At 56.5% G+C, this 19,444-nt stretch carries 23 protein-coding genes; 15 read left to right on the top strand and 8 right to left on the bottom strand.

Going from position 1 to position 19,444, the window contains the following annotated elements; genetic code table 11:
* Window positions 1-116: 116 nt before the first annotated feature.
* The 7 genes from QQL78_RS12270 to QQL78_RS12240 all read left to right on the top strand — a co-directional run bounded on the left by QQL78_RS12270 (window position 117) and on the right by QQL78_RS12240 (window position 5,950).
* Window positions 117-677, top strand: coding sequence for a F0F1 ATP synthase subunit delta (locus QQL78_RS12270; RefSeq protein WP_284373814.1), 561 nt, complete (start codon window positions 117-119; stop codon window positions 675-677).
* Window positions 678-2,216, top strand: a complete 1,539-nt coding sequence (gene atpA / locus QQL78_RS12265; protein WP_284373813.1) for a F0F1 ATP synthase subunit alpha — start codon at window positions 678-680, stop codon at window positions 2,214-2,216.
* Between the two features lie 14 nt (window positions 2,217-2,230).
* Window positions 2,231-3,109 carry a F0F1 ATP synthase subunit gamma gene (locus tag QQL78_RS12260; RefSeq protein ID WP_284373811.1) on the top strand — a complete coding sequence of 293 codons (879 nt, stop codon included), beginning with the start codon at window positions 2,231-2,233 and terminating at the stop codon, window positions 3,107-3,109.
* Window positions 3,110-3,128: 19 nt separating this feature from the next.
* Window positions 3,129-4,553, top strand: a complete 1,425-nt coding sequence (gene atpD, locus QQL78_RS12255; protein ID WP_284373809.1) for a F0F1 ATP synthase subunit beta — start codon at window positions 3,129-3,131, stop codon at window positions 4,551-4,553.
* 14 nt (window positions 4,554-4,567) lie between these two features.
* The gene (locus tag QQL78_RS12250; protein ID WP_284373808.1) at window positions 4,568-4,996 is read left to right on the top strand and encodes a F0F1 ATP synthase subunit epsilon; all 429 of its coding nucleotides are present in this window, start codon (window positions 4,568-4,570) and stop codon (window positions 4,994-4,996) included.
* 150 nt (window positions 4,997-5,146) lie between these two features.
* The gene (locus QQL78_RS12245; RefSeq protein WP_284373806.1) at window positions 5,147-5,506 is read left to right on the top strand and encodes a hypothetical protein; all 360 of its coding nucleotides are present in this window, start codon (window positions 5,147-5,149) and stop codon (window positions 5,504-5,506) included.
* A gap of 93 nt (window positions 5,507-5,599) precedes the next feature.
* Entirely contained in the window at window positions 5,600-5,950 is a 351-nt protein-coding gene (locus QQL78_RS12240) for an H-type lectin domain-containing protein (RefSeq protein WP_284373804.1), read from the top strand.
* 8 nt (window positions 5,951-5,958) lie between these two features.
* Here the strand turns inward: QQL78_RS12240 and QQL78_RS12235 are convergent, their stop codons facing one another.
* Entirely contained in the window at window positions 5,959-6,975 is a 1,017-nt protein-coding gene (locus QQL78_RS12235) for a ribose-phosphate pyrophosphokinase (RefSeq protein ID WP_284373802.1), read from the bottom strand.
* Between the two features lie 92 nt (window positions 6,976-7,067).
* On the opposite strand from QQL78_RS12235, the gene QQL78_RS12230 reads away from it, so the two are divergent.
* Both QQL78_RS12230 and QQL78_RS12225 read left to right on the top strand, forming a co-directional pair.
* Entirely contained in the window at window positions 7,068-7,664 is a 597-nt protein-coding gene (locus tag QQL78_RS12230) for a 2-hydroxychromene-2-carboxylate isomerase (protein WP_284373801.1), read from the top strand.
* Entirely contained in the window at window positions 7,661-8,464 is an 804-nt protein-coding gene (locus tag QQL78_RS12225) for an alpha/beta fold hydrolase (protein WP_284373799.1), read from the top strand. The genes QQL78_RS12230 and QQL78_RS12225 overlap by 4 nt, the downstream gene beginning before the upstream one ends.
* Window positions 8,465-8,474: 10 nt before the next feature.
* Here QQL78_RS12225 and QQL78_RS12220 read toward each other — a convergent pair whose 3' ends face one another.
* From QQL78_RS12220 to QQL78_RS12190, 7 genes are all read right to left on the bottom strand, one after another.
* Window positions 8,475-9,509, bottom strand: coding sequence for a threonine aldolase family protein (locus QQL78_RS12220; protein WP_284373797.1), 1,035 nt, complete (start codon window positions 9,507-9,509; stop codon window positions 8,475-8,477).
* Complete coding sequence (locus tag QQL78_RS12215) at window positions 9,509-9,979, bottom strand: YcgN family cysteine cluster protein (RefSeq protein ID WP_284373795.1); 471 nt, start codon at window positions 9,977-9,979, stop codon at window positions 9,509-9,511. The genes QQL78_RS12220 and QQL78_RS12215 overlap by 1 nt, the downstream gene beginning before the upstream one ends.
* The gene (locus QQL78_RS12210; RefSeq protein ID WP_284373793.1) at window positions 9,976-10,908 is read right to left on the bottom strand and encodes a bifunctional riboflavin kinase/FAD synthetase; all 933 of its coding nucleotides are present in this window, start codon (window positions 10,906-10,908) and stop codon (window positions 9,976-9,978) included. Before QQL78_RS12210 ends, QQL78_RS12215 begins: the two co-directional genes overlap by 4 nt.
* An 83-nt stretch (window positions 10,909-10,991) precedes the next feature.
* Window positions 10,992-11,435, bottom strand: a complete 444-nt coding sequence (locus QQL78_RS12205; RefSeq protein WP_284373791.1) for a MaoC family dehydratase — start codon at window positions 11,433-11,435, stop codon at window positions 10,992-10,994.
* A gap of 88 nt (window positions 11,436-11,523) precedes the next feature.
* Entirely contained in the window at window positions 11,524-12,396 is an 873-nt protein-coding gene (locus QQL78_RS12200) for a TIGR01459 family HAD-type hydrolase (protein ID WP_284373788.1), read from the bottom strand.
* 104 nt (window positions 12,397-12,500) lie between these two features.
* On the bottom strand, window positions 12,501-13,421 hold the full coding sequence (locus QQL78_RS12195) for a manganese-dependent inorganic pyrophosphatase (protein ID WP_284373786.1): 921 nt from the start codon (window positions 13,419-13,421) through the stop codon (window positions 12,501-12,503).
* A 73-nt stretch (window positions 13,422-13,494) separates the two neighbouring features.
* Entirely contained in the window at window positions 13,495-13,848 is a 354-nt protein-coding gene (locus QQL78_RS12190) for an MmcQ/YjbR family DNA-binding protein (protein WP_284373784.1), read from the bottom strand.
* Window positions 13,849-13,900: 52 nt separating this feature from the next.
* Here QQL78_RS12190 and QQL78_RS12185 point away from each other — a divergent pair, with 52 nt between their 5' ends.
* The 6 genes from QQL78_RS12185 to QQL78_RS12160 all read left to right on the top strand — a co-directional run bounded on the left by QQL78_RS12185 (window position 13,901) and on the right by QQL78_RS12160 (window position 19,341).
* Window positions 13,901-14,581 (top strand): DUF2161 domain-containing phosphodiesterase, encoded by a 681-nt coding sequence (locus tag QQL78_RS12185; protein WP_284373782.1) that lies wholly within the window; start codon window positions 13,901-13,903, stop codon window positions 14,579-14,581.
* 154 nt (window positions 14,582-14,735) lie between these two features.
* Window positions 14,736-15,023: a co-chaperone GroES gene (gene groES, locus QQL78_RS12180; protein WP_284373780.1), complete on the top strand. Its 288-nt coding sequence runs from the start codon at window positions 14,736-14,738 to the stop codon at window positions 15,021-15,023.
* A gap of 71 nt (window positions 15,024-15,094) precedes the next feature.
* Window positions 15,095-16,744: a chaperonin GroEL gene (gene groL, locus QQL78_RS12175; protein WP_284373778.1), complete on the top strand. Its 1,650-nt coding sequence runs from the start codon at window positions 15,095-15,097 to the stop codon at window positions 16,742-16,744.
* Window positions 16,745-16,907: 163 nt separating this feature from the next.
* Window positions 16,908-17,642 (top strand): sensor histidine kinase, encoded by a 735-nt coding sequence (locus QQL78_RS12170; RefSeq protein WP_284375576.1) that lies wholly within the window; start codon window positions 16,908-16,910, stop codon window positions 17,640-17,642.
* A 108-nt stretch (window positions 17,643-17,750) separates the two neighbouring features.
* A complete protein-coding gene (locus QQL78_RS12165) occupies window positions 17,751-18,416 on the top strand; it encodes a response regulator (RefSeq protein ID WP_284373776.1) in 666 nt (221 codons plus the stop codon).
* 85 nt (window positions 18,417-18,501) lie between these two features.
* Window positions 18,502-19,341 (top strand): DMT family transporter, encoded by an 840-nt coding sequence (locus QQL78_RS12160; RefSeq protein WP_284373774.1) that lies wholly within the window; start codon window positions 18,502-18,504, stop codon window positions 19,339-19,341.
* Window positions 19,342-19,444 lie beyond the last annotated feature (103 nt).

Below are 19,444 nucleotides of genomic sequence, written 5' to 3'. Positions count from 1 at the left end.
AGACCGCTCTGCTACATCGCCCCTGATTTAGACGTCTTGAACCGATTCAAGCCGCGCCAACTAAACGGTGACGCGACCTGTTCGCATATCCGACCTGACAGAATGAGAGGATGGACGTGTCCGAAACAGCTTCGATTTCCACCGGCATCGCACAGCGCTACGCATCTGCTGTCTTTGACATTGCCAAAGAGGGCAAACAGATCAAAGCGATTGAAGCCGATCTTGACGCCCTGCAAGGCGCAATGTCGGACAGCGATGATTTTCGCAACTTGATCCAATCGCCAATCTACACCCGCGCAGAACAGGGTGACGCTGTCGCAGCGTTGGCGAAAAAGATGAAAATTTCCTCAACGATGGCGAATACCTTGGCGCTTATGGCATCCAAGCGTCGCCTTTTCGTGCTGCCGCAGCTGATCAAGACCCTGCGCGAGGCGATTGCAGAGGACAAAGGCGAAGTTACCGCCGAAGTCACATCCGCCAAGGCCCTGACCAAGGCGCAGTCGGACAAGCTTGCCAAGACGCTTAAGGCAAGCACCGGCAAAACCGTAACACTCCAAACGTCCGTTGATGAATCGCTCATTGGCGGACTTATTGTAAAAGTGGGCTCCAAGATGATCGACACGTCGATCCGCGCGAAGCTCAATTCCCTCCAGAACGTAATGAAAGAGGTCGGATAAATGGGTATCCAAGCAGCAGAAATTTCTGCAATCCTGAAGGACCAGATCAAGAATTTCGGTCAAGAAGCCGAAGTTGCTGAAGTCGGTCGCGTGCTTTCCGTCGGTGACGGTATTGCGCGGGTTTACGGTCTGGACAATGTTCAGGCCGGTGAAATGGTCGAATTTCCCGGCGGCATTCAGGGGATGGCCCTGAACCTCGAAGCGGACAACGTTGGTGTTGTTATCTTCGGTAGCGACCGTGACATCAAAGAAGGTGACACAGTCAAGCGCACCAACTCCATCGTGGACGTGCCAATCGGCAATGGCCTGCTGGGTCGTGTTGTGGACGGTCTGGGTAACCCTATCGATGGCAAGGGCCCGATTGAATCAACCGAGCGCGGCATCGCCGACGTTAAGGCACCGGGCATTATCCCCCGTAAATCCGTACATGAGCCAATGGCGACCGGCCTCAAATCCGTTGACGCGATGATCCCGATTGGCCGTGGCCAGCGCGAATTGATCATTGGTGACCGTCAGACCGGTAAAACCGCCGTTGCGTTGGATGCCATGCTGAACCAGGCGCAGGTTAACGCCGCTGCTGAAGGTGACGAAGGCAAAAAGATGTACTGTGTGTACGTCGCGATTGGCCAGAAGCGTTCGACTGTTGCGCAGCTGGTTAAGAAACTCGAAGAAGCCGGCGCGATGGAATATTGCATCGTTGTTGCTGCCACCGCGTCGGAGCCTGCACCGATGCAGTTCCTCGCACCGTATGCTGCGACAGCCATGGCAGAATTCTTCCGCGACAATGGCCGCCACGCTTTGATCATCTATGATGACCTGTCCAAGCAGGCCGTGTCCTATCGCCAGATGTCCTTGCTTCTGCGTCGCCCACCAGGCCGTGAAGCTTATCCTGGTGACGTTTTCTATCTCCACTCCCGTTTGCTTGAGCGTTCCGCGAAGCTGGGCGATGATGCGGGCAACGGCTCTTTGACAGCTCTGCCGATCATTGAAACACAGGGTGGTGACGTTTCCGCGTTTATTCCAACCAACGTGATTTCGATCACCGACGGTCAGATCTTCCTTGAGACCGAATTGTTCTACCAAGGCATCCGTCCTGCTGTGAACACCGGTCTGTCGGTTTCGCGGGTTGGTTCATCTGCCCAGACCAAAGCGATGTCTTCTGTCGCCGGTCCGGTGAAACTGTCCCTCGCGCAGTATCGTGAAATGGCCGCCTTCGCGCAGTTCGGTTCTGATCTGGACGCCGCGACACAGCAATTGTTGAACCGTGGTGCCCGTCTGACCGAGCTGATGAAACAGCCACAGTATGCGCCTTTGTCGAACGCCGAAATCGTCTGCGTCATCTATGCAGGCACCAAAGGCTACCTGGACAAGCTGCCTGTGGCTGACGTGGGCCGTTGGGAACAGGGTCTGCTGGCACATCTGCGCGGCAAACATGCCGACCTGCTCAAGGACATCACCGATAACGATCGCAAGGTGAAGGGCGAGCTGGAAGACAAAATCAAAGCAGCGCTCGATTCATACGCCGCTGACTTCGCTTAAGGAAAGAGAAGCCAATGGCAAATCTCAAAGACCTTAAAAACAGGATCTCAAGCGTCAAATCGACGCGCAAGATCACCAAAGCCATGCAAATGGTTGCCGCGGCGAAACTTCGCCGCGCGCAGGAAGCTGCCGAAGCCTCCCGTCCTTACACAGAGCGTTTTAACGCTGTGATGTCTGGGCTGGCGGCTTCTGTTGGCGGGTCTGATTCTGCACCCAAGCTGCTTTCGGGCACCGGGTCGGATCAGGTGAACCTGCTGATTGTCATGACATCAGAGCGTGGCTTGTGTGGTGGTTTCAATACGAACATCGTCAAGAAGGCCAAGGTTCACGCGCAGGAACTGCTTGCCGCCGGTAAAGAGGTGAAAATCCTTACCGTTGGTAAAAAGGGCCGTGACCAGCTGAAACGTGAGTTCTCCGATCATCTGGTCGGGCATGTTGACATGACCGAGGTCAAACGCCTGAGCTATGCAGATGCACAGGGCATCGCTAAAGACGTATTGAACCGTTTTGACGCTGGCGAATTCGACGTCGCGACATTGTTCTATGCGAATTTTGTGAACGTGGTCAGCCAGATCCCTCAAGCCCAGCAGATCATTCCTGCAAAGTTTGAAGAAACCGGCGAAACTGCCGCGGTCACAACGTTGTTCGATTACGAACCTTCAGAAGAAGCAATCCTTGCGGATTTGCTGCCCCGCGGTGTCGCGACGGCGATCTTCTCGGGGTTGTTGGAAAACGCCGCTTCCGAACAGGGCGCGCGGATGTCAGCGATGGACAACGCCACACGCAACGCGGGCGAGATGATCGACAACCTGACAATCGAATACAACCGTTCACGTCAGGCCGTCATCACAAACGAGCTGATCGAAATCATTTCCGGCGCGGAAGCGCTGTAGACAAAACCGGAGAAACGACATGGCAAATGCAGTCGGCAAAATCACTCAGGTCATCGGCGCCGTCGTTGACGTGCAGTTCGAAGACAACCTGCCAGAGATCCTGAACGCTCTGAGCACAGACAACAACGGCTCCCGCCTCATTCTTGAAGTGGCGCAGCACCTTGGCGAAAACACAGTACGTACCATTGCGATGGACGCGACCGAGGGCCTCGTGCGTGGCGCGTCGGTTGAAGACACTGGTGCCCCCATCCAGGTGCCAGTTGGCAAGGCCACATTGGGCCGCATCCTGAACGTGACCGGCGATCCGGTTGACGAAAAAGGCGCGGTTGAGACACAGGAAACACGTGGCATCCACGGCGACGCACCTGCCTTTTCCGAGCAGTCCACCGAAACCGAAATCCTGACCACAGGTATTAAGGTTATCGACCTTCTGGCCCCTTACACCAAGGGTGGTAAAATTGGTCTCTTCGGCGGTGCCGGTGTTGGTAAAACCGTTCTGATCATGGAACTGATCAACAACATCGCGAAGGTACACTCCGGTGTGTCCGTGTTCGCGGGTGTTGGTGAGCGGACCCGTGAAGGGAACGACCTTTACCACGAGATGATCGAATCCGGCGTTATTGTTCCTGACAATCTGGTCGATTCCAAAATTGCGCTGGTCTACGGCCAGATGAACGAACCTCCCGGTGCGCGTATGCGTGTTGCCCTGTCCGGCCTGACCTTGGCCGAACAGTTCCGCGACGAATCCGGTTCTGACGTTCTGTTCTTTGTGGACAACATCTTCCGCTTTACCCAAGCTGGTTCCGAGGTTTCCGCCCTGTTGGGCCGTATCCCTTCTGCGGTTGGCTACCAGCCGACACTGGCAACCGACATGGGTGCGATGCAGGAACGCATTTCATCTACCAAGAACGGTTCGATTACATCGGTTCAGGCCGTATATGTTCCTGCGGATGACTTGACTGACCCGGCACCTGCGACATCCTTTGCGCACCTTGATGCGACAACGGTTCTGGATCGTGCGATCTCTGAAAAGGGCATCTACCCAGCGGTTGACCCATTGGGTTCCACCTCTCGCCTGCTCGATCCACAGATCATCGGTGAAGAGCACTATCAAGTTGCAACCGACGTTCAGCAGATCCTCCAGCGCTACAAGTCGCTTCAGGACATCATCGCGATCCTCGGCATGGACGAACTGTCAGAAGACGACAAACTGGCCGTATCCCGTGCGCGTAAGATCGAACGTTTCCTGTCTCAGCCGTTTGACGTGGCAAAGGTCTTTACCGGTTCTGACGGCATTCAGGTGCCACTGGACGACACAATCGCGTCGTTCAAAGCAGTTGTTGCCGGTGAGTATGACCACCTGCCCGAAGGTGCCTTCTACATGGTTGGCGGCATCGACGACGTGAAGGCGAAAGCCGAAAAAATGGCAGCTGACGCAGCCTAAGGGAGCTTTGAGCAATGGCAGACACGATGCAATTCGATCTGGTGTCGCCTGAACGGCGGCTGGCCTCTCTTCAGGTCACATCCGTCCAGATCCCCGGTGCTGATGGCGACATGACGGCGATGGAGGGGCACTCCCCCACCATCACCACCCTGCGTCCCGGCATTCTGTCGGTCGAAGGGCCGGAAGGCACGTCGGACTATGTTGTGACCGGCGGTTTCGCTGAAATCACAGCAAAAGGTGTATCGGTTCTGGCCGAGCGGGCATTGCCCAAGGGCGACATGACCCAAGAGCACCTTGACGAGATGATGGAAGAAGCCAGAACCATGTATTCAAACGCAAAAGAAGCGTTTGAGAACGAACCCGGTCCGGTTGATGACGCAGCCAAACTGCTGTCTGACATGGTCGCGATGGGGGATCACATGGGGCTGACTGCAAAGCAGTAAGCAGCTTTCGACAGTAATAGATCTTAAAGGCCTCGCTTTTTGCGGGGCCTTTTTCGTTTCGCTGCACTGTTTCACCATTTTTCCGGCCCAGTCCTGCCGTGCATTTGCGCGATGTTCGAGGTCTGGATGAAAGGAGAGCGAGGTTCAGCCATGCGAAAACTGTTTTTGACAACTGCGCTTGTCGTGCCAACCAGCGCCGGTGCGCAACCCTATAGCGAGAGCATGGCAGATTGTGCCGCCGTCTATCAGAATGCCGCGCAATGGGTCAAAACCGACGAAAGCGCTGATAAGATGATGCATGCCGCCATCCAATGGGCAGAGGCCGCTGTGGTGCAGGCACGGGCGGAAGGGGCTGCTGTTAGCACGGATGCGCTTTGGCAAAAGATCGACCGAAAGACGGAAGCCTGGGAAGCCAAGGGCAGCGCCGTGTTTTTCTCGCAGGATTTTCGCGACTGGACCCAATATTGCAGGCGTTTCGCCGCAGATCGGGGTGTTTCTATCGTTCCTTAAAATGGCAGATAGGATCATACGACGGCCCCTTTAAGCTTGGGCCGGTGTTCGGTATCTTGTGGCAATATCCTCACTTACTCGGGCCGTAAAAACATGAAGAAACTTCGCAGCCATACCGTAGGAATCGACAGCGGTGATGTGACTTTGTTTACGGATTACGAAGATGGGGGCGAAATGTGGACCGGGCGTGGCCAGCGCGAAAGGCGCCGCCACATCAAGTTTTCAGAGAAATACAAAGTGCCGCCAACGGTTCAGCTGTCGCCGTCACTTTGGGATCTGGATGCCTCAACCATCATGCGTGCGGATATTCAGGCGGAATCCGTCACGAAATCCGGATTTGACATGGTGTTCCGCACATGGGGCGACACCCGCATTGCACGGATTCGCATCGCCTGGATGGCGATTGGCGAGATGTCAGAGCTGGACGATTGGGACGTGATCTGACGCCCAGATCAGGGCGTGTACATCCCGTCATAGATGGGACCCAGCGTGTCCGCCTCGAACAGCGATGAAACGGATGTACCGTTCCAGATGTTCAGGATCGCCTGTGCAAACACCGGTGCCGTGGGAACAATACGGATATTGGCCGCGTTCTTGACCTCGGGCGTGGGCTGAATGCTGTCGGTGATCACCAGCGATTTCATCACGGAATTGGTCACGCGTTCCACGGCAGGGCCGGACATCACACCGTGGCTGATGTAGGAATGCACTTCCTTGGCACCGTTTTCCAACAGCACCTCGGCCGCTTTGCACAGGGTGCCGGCGGTATCGCAGATGTCGTCGACAATCAGGCAGGTTTTGCCGGTCACATCACCGATCACGGTCATTTCCGCAACTTCGCCGGGCTTTTCGCGGCGCTTGTCAACGATGGCGAGGGGGGAGTTGATCCGTTTGGCCAATTCACGTGCCCGCGCCACACCACCAACATCAGGTGAGACGATCATCAAATCGCTCATCTGGTCCTTGAAGTGATCCTTGATATCGAGGGCAAAGACCGGCGAGGCATAAAGGTTATCCACGGGGATATCAAAGAACCCCTGAATTTGCGCGGCGTGCAGATCCATCGTCAGAACCCGTTCGATCCCGGTGCCGACCAGCATGTTCGCAACCATCTTGGCGGTGATCGGTGTGCGGGCCTTGGTACGGCGGTCCTGACGGGCATAGCCGAAATAGGGCAATACAGCAGTGACACGTGCGGCTGAGGAGCGGCGCAGTGCGTCCGCCATGATCAGCAGTTCCATCAGGTTGTCATTGGCAGGGTTGGAGGTGGACTGGATAATGAACATATCCTCGCCCCGCACATTGTCGAAAACCTCGACAAAGATCTCGCCATCGTTGAACCGTTCTACCCGCGCCTCCACCAGACCAACGTTGACGCCGCGATGCAGCGACATCCGTCGTGCGATGGCTTTGGCCAAGGGCATATTGGCATTGCCCGAGATGAGTTTCGGCTCAGAAGTGCGTGGCATAGGGGCTCCGTGGCAGCGGGATATGACAGAATCGTTACGTTGAACCTCGCTTAACACGCAGCTACGGTGCGGCAAACCTTAGGGAGGTCCAAATGGCCCAGATCGACTATTTTTTCGCAACACTATCACCCTATTGCTACCTTGCCGAGCAGCGACTGGAAGAAGTCGCCGCCAAACATGGGGCAACCATCAACTATAAACCATTCGACCTGATTGCGGCATTTGGCCGGACTGGTGGCACACCCCCGAAAGACCGCCACATCAGCCGGATCGAATACCGTGCACAGGAGTTGCCACGGCAGGCCAAAAAACTGGGGTTGCCGTTTAACCTGCAGCCAACGCATTGGCCCACAAACGGGGCACCGGCGGCCTATGCGTTTATTGCCGCGCAGAACGCCGGTGGCGGTGATCTGGGCAAGCTTGCACATGCGATTTTCCGTGCCGTCTGGGCCGAAGAGAAAGACATTGCTGAGGATGATGTCATCCGTACCTGTCTTGCCGATGCAGGCTTTGACCCGGAGCTTGCCAATAGCGGTTTGCTGGAAGGGGCAGAGACCTATGCCCGCAATCTGGAAGAGGCTGTCGAAGCTGGTGTTTTTGGCGCGCCTTTCTATATCATCGACGGGCAACGTTTCTGGGGGCAGGATCGGATCACCGATGTTGACGCCTATCTGGCAGGCGATCTGTGACCGCGCAGCCGGGGTTCAGTGCCCATAGCGTGACAATTGGTAGTGGTGCGCGCCGGGCATTGGCGCTGCATTGTACCATGGCCTTTGGCGGCGCTTGGACCGGGTTTTCCAAGGCGCTGCCCGACCTGACACTGGTGGCACCTGACATGCCCAGCCATGGCCGCAGCGCCGATTGGGATGAGGTCAGCAGCTTTGGCGAAACGGTTTTTCAGGCAGCTTTGGCTGCGATGGATGATGGACCGATGGATGTGATCGGCCATTCTTTCGGCGGGATGATTGCTTTGCGGCTGGCGGTGGAGGCCCCTGAAAAGCTGCGCAGCCTGACGGTGATTGAACCGGTGTTCTTTGCCGTGGCAAAGGCAGATGCGCCGGATCTGTTAAAGAACCATGCTGCCAGGGCACAGCCTTTTAGCGATGCGATGACGGCACGGGATCTGGAGACTGCGGCCCGGACATTCAACCGCATGTGGAGCGAGGATGCGCCGCCTTGGGCCAGCCTGCCGGAACGGACCCGTGCGGCAATGGCGCGCGCGGTTCATGTGGTGCCGGATACACAGGATTTTCTGTTTGATGATACCGCAGGATTGCTCAATCCCGGGGCGCTGGATGCTTGCACCATTCCAACCCTCGTGGTGCGCGGTGCCAGATCACACCCTGCGATCACGGTCGCCATAGACGGGATCACCAAGCGGATGCCGAATGCGACGTCTGCGGTGATTGAGGGCGCGGGTCATATGGCCCCGATCACCCATCCAGGCGCAGTTGCCAAGGTGATCGAACCCTTGTTGGCACGAAGCTAGAGGCCGACGGTCAGAAGTGGCTGAGAAAGGCGTCGATCTGATCGCGGCCAATTGACCAGTCACAGACCAGCCGGGCCGCAACCTGTTCGTCGGCGGGACCGTCAAGCGGGCCGTCCCAAAGATAATACCGCGCCCCTGCATCATGCAGTTTCTGATGCACGGCGCGGGGCCATCGGGCAAAGATCATATTGGCCTGTGGTTCATGCAGGAATGTTGCACCTGCCGCGCGCAGCCCATCAGCAAGATAGGCGGCGTTGCCATTGGCGGTCTGGGCGAGGTCGATAAAGGCATCGTCTTGCAGATATCCGGCCATCTGTGCCGAAAGGAACCGGTGTTTGGAAAACAGATGTGCCCCGCGTTTGCGGCGCAGTTCAAATTCCCAGGCTTTGGACGGATCAAAGAACACAACCGCTTCGACGCCCATACACCCGTTCTTGGTGCCACCAAAGCTGACTACATCCACACCAGACTTCCACGACATCTCTGCCGCCGTGCAGCCAAGGGCAGCCATGGCATTGGCAAACCTTGCGCCGTCCAGATGTACGGACAGGTCATGGGCTTTGGCCACAGCGGTCAGCGCGCTGATCTCTTCCAGAGAATGCACTGAGCCACGTTCGGTCACCTGCGTGATCGACACTGGCCCCGGCTGTGCACCATGGACATTGCCCACCGTCTGTTTCGCAATTGCAGCCTCCAGCGCGGCAGGGGTCATTTTGTCGTCGGTATCAATCAAGGTCAGCTTGGCACCGCCCGCATAGAATTCGGGTGCGTTGCATTCATCTTCTTCGATATGGGCCACTTTGGAACAAAAGATTGTTTGCCACGGCTGGGTGTAACACCCCAGCGCCAGCACATTTGCCGCGGTGCCGGTGGCCACCAGATAGACCTCTGCCTCAGGGGCTTCGAAAACCTCGCGGATGCGGCTGCGCACCTCATCCATGATCGTGTCTTTGCCATATGGCATCTGGTAGCCGGTGTTCGCGGCGATCACGCGCTCCATGACTTTGGGATGTACAGGGCCGGCATTGTCCGAGGCAAAAAACATCAGGTCGGTTCCTCTATGATGTGGTCTTCCCATTCTTCAAAGGGCGTGTCGAATTCGGAAACGGTTTGACCCTGCACCGAAATGCCCGCCGCATGCACGCTGTCTTGGGTGCCGCTGATCAGCGGGTGCCAATCGGGCAGGGGTTTCCCCTGCCACAACAGACGATAGGCGCAGGTTTGCGGCATCCAATAGGCGTGGGTGTCCAGATTTTCAGGCTTCAGCACAATGCAGTCCGGCACAAACTGGTGGCGGTTTTCGTAATGGCTGCACAGGCAGGTGGCATCATCCAGCAGGCGACAGGCAACGCGGGTCAGGGCGACCTCTTCGGTGTCTTCATCTTCCAGTTTGTTCAGGCAGCATTTGCCACAGCCATCACAGAGCGCCTCCCATTCGGTGGGGGACATTTTCTTGAGCGGTTTCTTTTCCCAAAATCGCGGTGTCAGGCCAGCACGGGTGATCAGATCGCTCATAGCGCGGCCAGAATGGCACGGGCTTGCAGGCTGTCGGCATCCATTTGGGTGATCAATGCCTCAAGGCTGCCGAATTTCTCTTCGCCACGCAGATGTTGGACCAAAGCGACGGAAAGCTCTGTGCCGTAAAGGTCGCCTTTGAAATCAAAGAGGAAACTCTCAAGGTTGGCTTTGTTTTCGCCGAACATCGGGCGCACACCAAGGCTGGCAACGCCGTGGTAACTGCCCTTATGCGGACCTTCCAGAACATCTACCAGCACCGCATAGACCCCGAACACAGGCTGATGCAGACCGTCGATCGACATGTTTGCCGTAGGATATCCCAGTTCGCGGCCCCGTTGTTCGCCTGTGATCACAGGGCCGTCGATGCGGTGCCAATGGCCCAGCATGGTTGCGGCGGCGGCCATATCCCCGGCGCTGAGCGCGGTACGGATTGCGGTGGAGGAAACGGTTTGCGCCTCCTGTGCCATCAGCGGTGCAATGGTCACGCCAAAGCCCAGTTCCTGACCGAAGTTCACCAGATCCTCAGCCTTGCCGGCCCGTCCTTTGCCAAAGCAGAAATCCGCCCCAACAACCACGTGGCGCAGGCCCAGACCGTTTTTGATCACATCGCGGGCAAACTCCAGTGGGCTGAGCGAGGCGAGGCCCTTGTTAAAGTTTAACTCATACAGCCGTTCGACACCCAGTTTCTCCAGCCGATGCGCGCGGGCTTCTGAAGACATCAGGCGAAACGGGGGGGCGTCGGGGGCGAAAAATTCGCGCGGATGGGGTTCAAAGGTGACAATCCCGAGGGGCGCGTCCGGCACCGCTGCGCGGGCCATCTCGATCACTGACAGGTGCCCCAGATGAACCCCGTCAAAGTTACCAATCGCCGCGGTTGCCCCGCGATCGGCTTCACTCACAAATTGATAGTCACGTATGATCCGCATGGGCCAAATCTCTAGCCCTGCAAGGGGTTAAGGGCAAGCGGTGCGTGGCTTGCCCTTGGAAAAATAAGACAGCATAGAAGAAATCAGTCGAACTTGCGGGATGGGGCCAATACGGTGGCTTCGCCGATCAGGACTTTCTTGCCATCGACGGCGCAGTGGCAATCCATCTTGACGCGGCGTTTGGAAAATTCGATGTCGGTCACCTTGACCTCTGCATAGACCATGTCGCCGGGGCGCACGGGGGCGAGGAATTTCAGTGACTGCCCCATATAGACGGTGCCATGGCCGGGCAGTTGTTCACCGATAACGGCAGAGATCAGGCCAGCGGTCAGCATACCGTGGGCAATACGGCCCTGAAAAATCGTGTCGCGGGCATAGTCATCGTCCAGATGCACCGGGTTATGGTCGGTCGAAACCTCGGCAAATTTTTCGATATCTTCATCGGTCACGACCTTGCGCAGATACCGCATCATGCCGATTTCGATGTCCTCGATACAGATTGTGCCGCGCGGTAGATTGTCCAACATGCCATACCTCTAAGTAATAATGTGCTGCTTGGGTCGTCAGGATTGCAACTTTATTACTTTGCAGGTGCAGAAAATCAAGGGGAAAATTTTAGCGTAGAAATCCGATTGTATAGGTTGGATTGGACATTTCCTTTTCCAGATAAGCGCTTAGCGCAGATGGATCGGGTTGCACGTCGGTTTTGGTTTCTGCCGCGGCCAAACCGCCGGAGATGAAAAGAGAATCGATGTCTTCGCCCATCGCCCCTTTGATGTCGGTCAGGACTCCATCGCCGATGCACAGGATGCGGTCATCCGAAATAGAGGTGCCAAGCGCGGCCAGACGGCGGCGGGCAAGGTCGTAGATTGGTGGATGGGGCTTGCCAAAATACAGGCTCTCGCCGCCCATCTCAGTATAAAGCGCGGCCAAAGCACCGGCACACCATTCGCGGGTTTCACCGCGATCTACCACAATATCTGGGTTGGCGCAGAGCAGTTTCAGGCCTTTTTGCTTGGCGTAAAGGAACTGTGGGCGCATGACGTTGGGGTCGGCGAGAGGGTCGGCGGGGCCGGTGCAGATGATGCCTTCGGCCTCTTCCAGCGGAACCTGGATGATTTCGACCGGATCGTCGAGGAGTTCGAGCGGTTCAAAGAAATTCTGGTCATGCGGCTGGCCCACAAACCAGACCTTGTTGCCCGCGATGCCGCGGAACATGGCCGAGCGTGCGGAATCACCTGAGGTGGCGATGGCGTCCCAGCTGTCAGTGGCGACGCCGAAACGGTCTAACTGTCTGGCAACACTGTCAAAAGGGCGGGGTGCGTTGGTGACGAGAATGACCTTGCCGCCGGACTTGCGATAGGTTTGCAGGGCGGCAACTGCCTCGGGCAGGGCGGCGACGCCATTGTGTACACAGCCCCAAAGATCGACAAAGAGCGCGTCATATTGGGCGGAGATTTCAGCGAGGGTTTCGACGATTCTGGTCATGAGGCGGGCCTTTGTTCTGGAGACTGTGGAGCGTCGAAAGCGGGGGGCACCGGGCGTACACCCCCTGTACACCCCCCATGCACCCTTTAGGGTGCATCATATACTCACATTTTGAGGTTCGGGATGATCTGCTTTTTGCGGCTCATGATGCCGGGCAGAACCACGTGATCGCCGCTGACCGTCGCCCCAAAGCTGTTTTCAGCGATGGATTTGACAGTGTCGTTGGGGACCAGCAATGTGGCTTCTTCTTTCAGGATGTCCACGATGAACAGCAATACCTCGGCGGCACCGTCAGCCGTGGCGACGCCGGGCATTGCGGCCATCAGCGCATCCTTGCGCGCGATCAGGGGTGCGGGCGAGGTGGTTTCAAGTACGGACACACGCAGGTTTGTGCCATTCAGGTCGAACTCCTTGCTGTCCATGCGCAGCAGTTCTTCTTCGGAGAAGGACGAGACATCGGATTTCGCGGCGAACATATCAGCGGCATAGGCAGAGATATCGACGCCCAGTTCATCCGCGATGGCCTGTGCGACAGCTTTATCTTCGTCGGTGGTGGTTGGGCTGCGGAATTCCAGCGTGTCCGACAGGATGCAGGACAGGGCAGCGCCTTTTACAGCTTTGGGTGCTTTGGCCCAGTCTTTGCCGATGGTGTTATACATGATGGTTGCGGTACAGGCGAGCGGCTGAATCACCATGTGGATCGGGCCTTTGGTTTCGATCCCGCCGACAAGGCGGTGGTGGTCGATAATGGCCTTGATGTCGCAATCGTTGATGCCATCGGGCAATTCGGCCGGGTTATTGGTATCGACAATAACAACCGGCGTGCCGGCAGCGACATCGCTGACGATTTCGGGTTTGTCGAGGTTCCAATGGTCCAGCATGAACAGCGCTTCGGTATTGGGTTCGCCCAGCAGGACGGGTTTGGCTGTGATGCCCAGAATTTCGTTCAGATACCACGCCCAGATGATGGGGCTGCCGGTGCTGTCTGTGTCAGGGGATTTATGGCCAAATACCAGGGTTGTCATATCAGGGTCCTTGCATGGGATGTCGGTTCGAGCGCCTTATATGGGCGGCTGACCAGCTTGTCACGACCCTGCGTCAGAGGCCCAATGCCGCACGCTTTTTGCGGGTTAATCCGGCCACAACCATATCGTAAGAGGCACGGATGTGATCGCGCAGGCTTTCGTCGGAAAGGCCCGGTTCGGCGTAATGCTGAATCCATTTGAGGCCACGGGAGGCCATATAGGGGGCAGGGCGCAAGCCGGGGCTGTCAGAGAGGATTTCAAACGCCATTTCGGAGGCTTTGAAGGTGACGGCGGTGTCAATTCCACTCATCCCAATGACGGCGAATAATTTGTCACCAACTTTATAGACATCCGAATTGCCCCATTGGACCACATGGGTGGCATGGGGCAGTGATGCGCAGAACTGGTTCAATTCGTCACGGGTCATAAGAACAGACTAGCGGGTTGGACTGGCGCTGCAAATGGGTCAATCTGCCAAAATGAGCAGTGCACGCGAAACCGACCTTTATCCGCCCATCAAATCCTTTCTGGAAGATCAGGGGTATGTGGTGAAATCCGAAGTTGGGGCGGCGGATATTGTGGCGATCCGCGGGGCGGAGCCGCCTGTGGTGGTCGAGCTGAAGCTGGGCTTTTCGCTGGCGCTGTTTCATCAATGCATCGCACGCATGAAAGTCAGTGATGAGGTTTATCTGGCAGTGGCACGTATGCCGGGCAAACGGTTTGCCAAGGCGGTGAAGGATAACACTGCATTGGCACGGCGGCTGGGGCTGGGGCTGATCACTGTGCGGTTGGCGGATGGGCTGGTCGAGGTGCATTGCGACCCCGGACCCTATGCGCCACGCAAGTCGGCCAAACGGCAGGCCCAGCTGCTGCGCGAGTTCGCTCGGCGGCAGGGCGACCCGAATGACGGGGGACAGACAAGGGCGGGGCTGGTGACCGCCTATCGTCAGGATGCGTTGAGGCTGGCGGTCTATCTGTTTGAGGTCGGGGCGAGCAAAGGCGCGGATGTGGCGAAAGAGACGGGCGTTCAGCATGCCACGCGGATGATGCGTGACAACCATTATGGCTGGTTTGAGAAGGTCGAGAAGGGTGTCTACGGGTTAACCCAAAGCGGTGCGGATGCAGTCGCGACATCGCCACGCATTCTGGGTGCAGGTTAAGGCAAATTTTTTTCCAAAGCTTCGGTTGACTCCTGAATGGGAGGTGCCTAGCTATGCATCGTTATCACTCGACCATGATGAGTGCTAATACCTGAGCGCCCTACGAAGGGGCGGCGGGTTTGGAATAAACTTTGAGCCTTAAGGAGCTGCAAAGATGGCATTGAAACCGCTTCACGACCGCGTGCTGGTAAAGCGTACCGAAAGCGAAGAAAAAACCTCTGGTGGATTGATCATTCCTGAGTCAGCCAAAGAGAAACCCTCTGAGGGTGAAGTTGTTGCTGTTGGCGAGGGTGCCCGCAAAGACAGCGGCGAGTTGATCGCGCCTGCCGTAAAAGCCGGTGACAAGATCCTGTTCGGCAAATGGTCCGGCACGGAAGTTACCGTCGAAGGCGAAGAAATGCTGATGATGAAAGAGAGCGACATCATGGGGATCATCTCCTGAGATCAGGGGATGGCGGGGTGACCCCCGCCCTACGGTTCGACGCTTAATTCTAAGATATATGGAGAAGATAAATGGCAGCTAAGGACGTCAAATTTGACACCGATGCCCGCAACAAAATGCTTAAGGGTGTGAACACTCTGGCAAACGCGGTTAAAGTCACACTGGGCCCTAAAGGCCGCAACGTGGTTCTGGACAAATCGTTCGGTGCCCCACGCATCACCAAAGATGGTGTTTCCGTGGCCAAAGAGATCGAGCTGGAAGATAAGTTCGAGAACATGGGCGCACAAATGGTTAAGGAAGTTGCTTCCCGGACCAATGACGAAGCAGGCGACGGTACAACAACCGCAACTGTTCTGGCGCAGGCCATCGTCAAAGAAGGCATGAAGTCTGTTGCAGCGGGCATGAACCCGATGGATCTGAAGCGCGGCATCGACATGGCGACGCTGACCGTTGTTGAGGCCATCCGCGCCGCGGCACGTCCGGTTTCCGACAGCGATGAAGTTGCGCAGGTTGGTACAATCTCTGCAAACGGCGAGAAAGAAATCGGCCGTCAGATCGCAGACGCGATGCAGAAGGTTGGCAACGAGGGTGTGATCACCGTCGAAGAGAACAAAGGTCTGGAAACAGAGACCGATGTTGTTGAAGGTATGCAGTTCGACCGCGGTTACCTGTCACCTTACTTTGTCACCAACTCTGACAAGATGACTGTTGAGCTGGAAGATGCAATCATCCTGCTGCACGAGAAGAAGCTGTCTTCCTTGCAGCCAATGGTTCCACTGTTGGAGCAGGTGATCCAGTCGCAGAAGCCTTTGCTGATCATCGCAGAAGATGTTGAAGGCGAAGCGCTGGCAACGCTGGTTGTGAACAAACTGCGCGGCGGTCTGAAAATTGCAGCGGTCAAGGCCCCTGGTTTTGGCGATCGTCGCAAGGCGATGTTGCAGGATCTGGCGATCCTGACAGGTGGTCAGGTGATTTCTGAAGATCTGGGTATGAAGCTTGAGTCCGTGACCATGGACATGCTGGGTTCAGCCAAGAAAGTATCGATCACCAAGGACGAGACAACTGTTGTGGACGGTGTTGGCGAGAAGGCCGAGATCGAAGCACGTGTTGCACAGATCCGCACACAGATCGAAGAGACAACTTCTGACTACGACAAAGAGAAGCTGCAAGAGCGCGTTGCCAAACTGGCAGGCGGTGTTGCCGTGATCCGCGTTGGCGGCATGTCTGAAGTAGAAGTTAAAGAGCGCAAAGACCGCGTTGACGATGCACTGAACGCGACACGCGCCGCGGTTCAGGAAGGTATCGTTGTTGGTGGTGGTGTTGCACTGGTACAGGCTGGCAAGAAGCTGGAAGGTGTGACAGGCGAGAACAACGACCAGAACGTTGGTATCTCCATCGTGCGCAAGGCACTGGAAGCACCTCTGCGTCAGATCGCAGAGAACGCCGGTGTTGACGGCGCCGTTGTTGCGGGCAAAATCCGCGAGAGCGACGATCTGACCTTTGGGTTCAACGCACAGACCGAAGAATATGGCGACATGTTCAAGTTCGGCGTGATCGACCCTGCCAAAGTTGTGCGGACAGCGCTTCAGGATGCGGCATCTGTTGCTTCCCTGCTGATCACAACCGAAGCCATGGTTGCCGACAAGCCCTCCAAAGAAGGCGCTGGCGGCGGTATGCCCGGCGGCATGCCCGACATGGGCGGCATGGGCGGCATGATGTAAGGTTTGCCCCTTATTTATCCTGCCTGCTGGCAAGATACGCAAAAGGCCCTTCGGGGCCTTTTGTCGTTTCAGGGGGACCGCTTCAGGGCAATTTGAACCTTGCGTTAAGGTTCCATCAATGGCGGAATGCTAGGCTTTCGGTTCATAAGAGTGGTGAGTGCCTATGAATTCCGAAAACGTCCAATCCGTCCCGGCCACTGACCAACAGTCAGGGGTTTCTCAGGATATTGAAGATTTTATTTATCTGATCAGCCATGATGTTCGCGCCTCGGTGCGGGCCTTGTTGGAGTTGCCGCATTGGATTGAGGAGGATCTTGAAGAGGCGGGCGTGAAGGTTGAGGGTTCTGTTGCGGCGTCAATTGAGCTGATGAACCGGCACACCGGACGGCTGGACCGGATGCTGGTCGATTTGCTGACGTTTTCGCGGATCGGGCGCACGCAAGAGCTGCGGATAAATCATCTGCATGATGTTCTGGATCAGGTGCTGGAGGAAATTCAGGTTCCTGCCGGTTTTGCGGTGATCCGAAACCTGGATTGTGATCGGGTCGAGATGGGTGACCGCGATGTGTTGACCCTGTTTGATTCACTGATCCGTAATGTTTTGAAACATCACGATAAACCTTCCGGTCAGATTGTCATCAGCAGCGCGCAACAAGGGGGAAAGATGCGCTTGTCTGTGGCTGATGACGGGCCGGGCATTCCGCCGGAGTATCGGGAAAACGTGTTCGGTGCGATGCGGACACTGCGTCCCAGAGATGAGGTGGAGGGCAGCGGTATGGGGCTGGCCAACGTGCGCAAGATTGCGGCGCTGTATGGCGGGGCTGCTGATATTCGCGATTCTCCTTATGGACGCGGCATTCTTGTCGAAGTGACGATTCCGTCAAATGAGAGCGATTGAGCCGCTGAGATTTTTGTCAAATGCGGCGCGTCAGGGACGCCATGTTAAGAAATAAGCAGGGAATATCCGCAATCCTACGATGAAACGGATCAACCAAGGACTAAACCCATGTTAAGTGCAGAAGAGAACCGGTCTTGCTTTCCTGGTGTACCTCCTATTCCCCATGATATTCGTGCGCTGTTGCTGGATGACAGTAACTTTGATCGGGCCCGCATTCGGCGGCTGAGCCAGAAGACCGAGCTTTCTATTCATCTGGATGAAGTTGAGAGTATTGAGGCGATGGACGCGGCGGTGGCCAAGCAGAACTATGATCTGATCCTTATTGATTATCGCCTGCCCGTCGGGGATGGGATGCAGGCGCTGAACCATGTTTTGTCAAATGAGCGTAACAAGGATGCGGGCAAGATCATGATCACCGGTGACGGGGCCCGTCAGACAGCGGTGCAGGCCATGCGCGGTGGCTATCACGATTTCCTGACCAAAGAAGAGATGGATGCCGAGGGCCTGCGCGATGCCATGTTGAATGCGGTTGGCATGGCCCGCCAGCAACAACAGTTGATGTTGCAGGCCAGCCAGCATCGCGAGTTCCTGCGGCAAGGGCTGGTTGCAGCGTTACAGGACAGTGATGTGCAAAGCAGTGTGGTTTCTCTGGTGCGGCGCAATATGGCGGGGGCAGGCGACCGCTTTAACGAGTTGATCAGCCGCTTTGATGCGGCTGACGTCGATGCCTTGCTGGCGGGGTTGGATGACGAGGATGATTTCGTTTTCCACTGATCTGTTACATGACATCGCGGTTTTGTGCAGCTTGTCGTGAAGCCTGACCACTTGGCGAAATGGAGATGACCCGCTAAGCCGAGGTATGCGTCTTTTCCTTGCCATTACCCTGACCATGATTGCGTTTGCCGCAAACTCCGTTCTGACACGTCTGGCGATTGGTGGCGGATTTATTGACCCGTCAGGATTTGCACTGGTTCGGGTTGTGTCGGGTGCGCTGGTGCTGGGGATGATTATTTCGCTGCGCGGCGGTGGCTTACCGTTGTTGCGTCGAAACCGCATTCCGGGTGCGTTAAGCTTGGCTGTATATCTGGTCGGGTTTTCGCTGGCCTATCTGACGCTTGATGCGGGGCTGGGGGCGTTGATCCTGTTTGGTGTGGTGCAGGTGAGCATGTTCCTTCACGGTACGCTGCACGGCACGGCCCCAACCGTTAGGCAGCTTACCGGCGGTGGGGTGGCATTTATTGGATTACTTTGCGCGTTATGGCCCGGTCCGGGTGGCGTGGCAGACCCGGTTGGGGCGGCACTGATGGTGTTTGCGGGGCTTGGATGGGCGGCTTATACGATCATTGGGCGCAATGCGCAGGACCCGTTGGCGGCGACCTCTGCCAATTTTCTGCTGTGTATTCCGATCCTGTTGATCCTGCTGACCGGTACGGGGCTGACCTTTAGTACGACTGGCGTGGCCATAGGGATTTTGTGCGGCGGGCTGACCTCTGGATTGGGGTATGCGCTGTGGTATTCTGTCTTGCCCAAAATCCAGGGGGCAACTGCCGCCATTGTTCAACTGAGCGTGCCGGTGATTGCGATTGTGGCGGGTGCGGTGCTGTTGGGCGAAGAAATCGGTTTGATTGTCGGTTTTGCAACGGTGCTGGTGGTGGGTGGCATTGCATGGTCGGTAACCGGATCAGAGGCCCAGGGCTGATCCCCGTTGAGGGGGTGAGGTGACTGGCATCTGGGGGGCGGCTCTTGGTGCCGCTATTGCTCTTCTCCCCAAGCTGTTTTGCGCGCATTGACGGATTTTCAAT

Source organism: Sulfitobacter pacificus (assembly GCF_030159975.1).
Taxonomy (GTDB): domain Bacteria; phylum Pseudomonadota; class Alphaproteobacteria; order Rhodobacterales; family Rhodobacteraceae; genus Sulfitobacter; species Sulfitobacter pacificus.
The sequence above is the reverse complement of the archived record's forward strand: the minus strand, read 5'-3'. Positions and strand labels throughout refer to the sequence as shown.

Coding starts and splice junctions, on each gene's coding strand:
- atpA (WP_284373813.1), top strand. CDS start 678: ATGGGTATCCAAGCAGCAGAAATTTCTGCAATCCTGAAGGACCAGATC.
- QQL78_RS12260 (WP_284373811.1), top strand. CDS start 2,231: ATGGCAAATCTCAAAGACCTTAAAAACAGGATCTCAAGCGTCAAATCG.
- atpD (WP_284373809.1), top strand. CDS start 3,129: ATGGCAAATGCAGTCGGCAAAATCACTCAGGTCATCGGCGCCGTCGTT.
- QQL78_RS12250 (WP_284373808.1), top strand. CDS start 4,568: ATGGCAGACACGATGCAATTCGATCTGGTGTCGCCTGAACGGCGGCTG.
- QQL78_RS12245 (WP_284373806.1), top strand. CDS start 5,147: ATGCGAAAACTGTTTTTGACAACTGCGCTTGTCGTGCCAACCAGCGCC.
- QQL78_RS12240 (WP_284373804.1), top strand. CDS start 5,600: ATGAAGAAACTTCGCAGCCATACCGTAGGAATCGACAGCGGTGATGTG.
- QQL78_RS12235 (WP_284373802.1), bottom strand. CDS start 6,975: ATGCCACGCACTTCTGAGCCGAAACTCATCTCGGGCAATGCCAATATG.
- QQL78_RS12230 (WP_284373801.1), top strand. CDS start 7,068: ATGGCCCAGATCGACTATTTTTTCGCAACACTATCACCCTATTGCTAC.
- QQL78_RS12220 (WP_284373797.1), bottom strand. CDS start 9,509: ATGTTTTTTGCCTCGGACAATGCCGGCCCTGTACATCCCAAAGTCATG.
- QQL78_RS12215 (WP_284373795.1), bottom strand. CDS start 9,979: ATGAGCGATCTGATCACCCGTGCTGGCCTGACACCGCGATTTTGGGAA.
- QQL78_RS12210 (WP_284373793.1), bottom strand. CDS start 10,908: ATGCGGATCATACGTGACTATCAATTTGTGAGTGAAGCCGATCGCGGG.
- QQL78_RS12205 (WP_284373791.1), bottom strand. CDS start 11,435: ATGTTGGACAATCTACCGCGCGGCACAATCTGTATCGAGGACATCGAA.
- QQL78_RS12200 (WP_284373788.1), bottom strand. CDS start 12,396: ATGACCAGAATCGTCGAAACCCTCGCTGAAATCTCCGCCCAATATGAC.
- QQL78_RS12195 (WP_284373786.1), bottom strand. CDS start 13,421: ATGACAACCCTGGTATTTGGCCATAAATCCCCTGACACAGACAGCACC.
- QQL78_RS12190 (WP_284373784.1), bottom strand. CDS start 13,848: ATGACCCGTGACGAATTGAACCAGTTCTGCGCATCACTGCCCCATGCC.
- QQL78_RS12185 (WP_284373782.1), top strand. CDS start 13,901: ATGAGCAGTGCACGCGAAACCGACCTTTATCCGCCCATCAAATCCTTT.
- groES (WP_284373780.1), top strand. CDS start 14,736: ATGGCATTGAAACCGCTTCACGACCGCGTGCTGGTAAAGCGTACCGAA.
- groL (WP_284373778.1), top strand. CDS start 15,095: ATGGCAGCTAAGGACGTCAAATTTGACACCGATGCCCGCAACAAAATG.
- QQL78_RS12170 (WP_284375576.1), top strand. CDS start 16,908: ATGAATTCCGAAAACGTCCAATCCGTCCCGGCCACTGACCAACAGTCA.
- QQL78_RS12165 (WP_284373776.1), top strand. CDS start 17,751: ATGTTAAGTGCAGAAGAGAACCGGTCTTGCTTTCCTGGTGTACCTCCT.
- QQL78_RS12160 (WP_284373774.1), top strand. CDS start 18,502: ATGCGTCTTTTCCTTGCCATTACCCTGACCATGATTGCGTTTGCCGCA.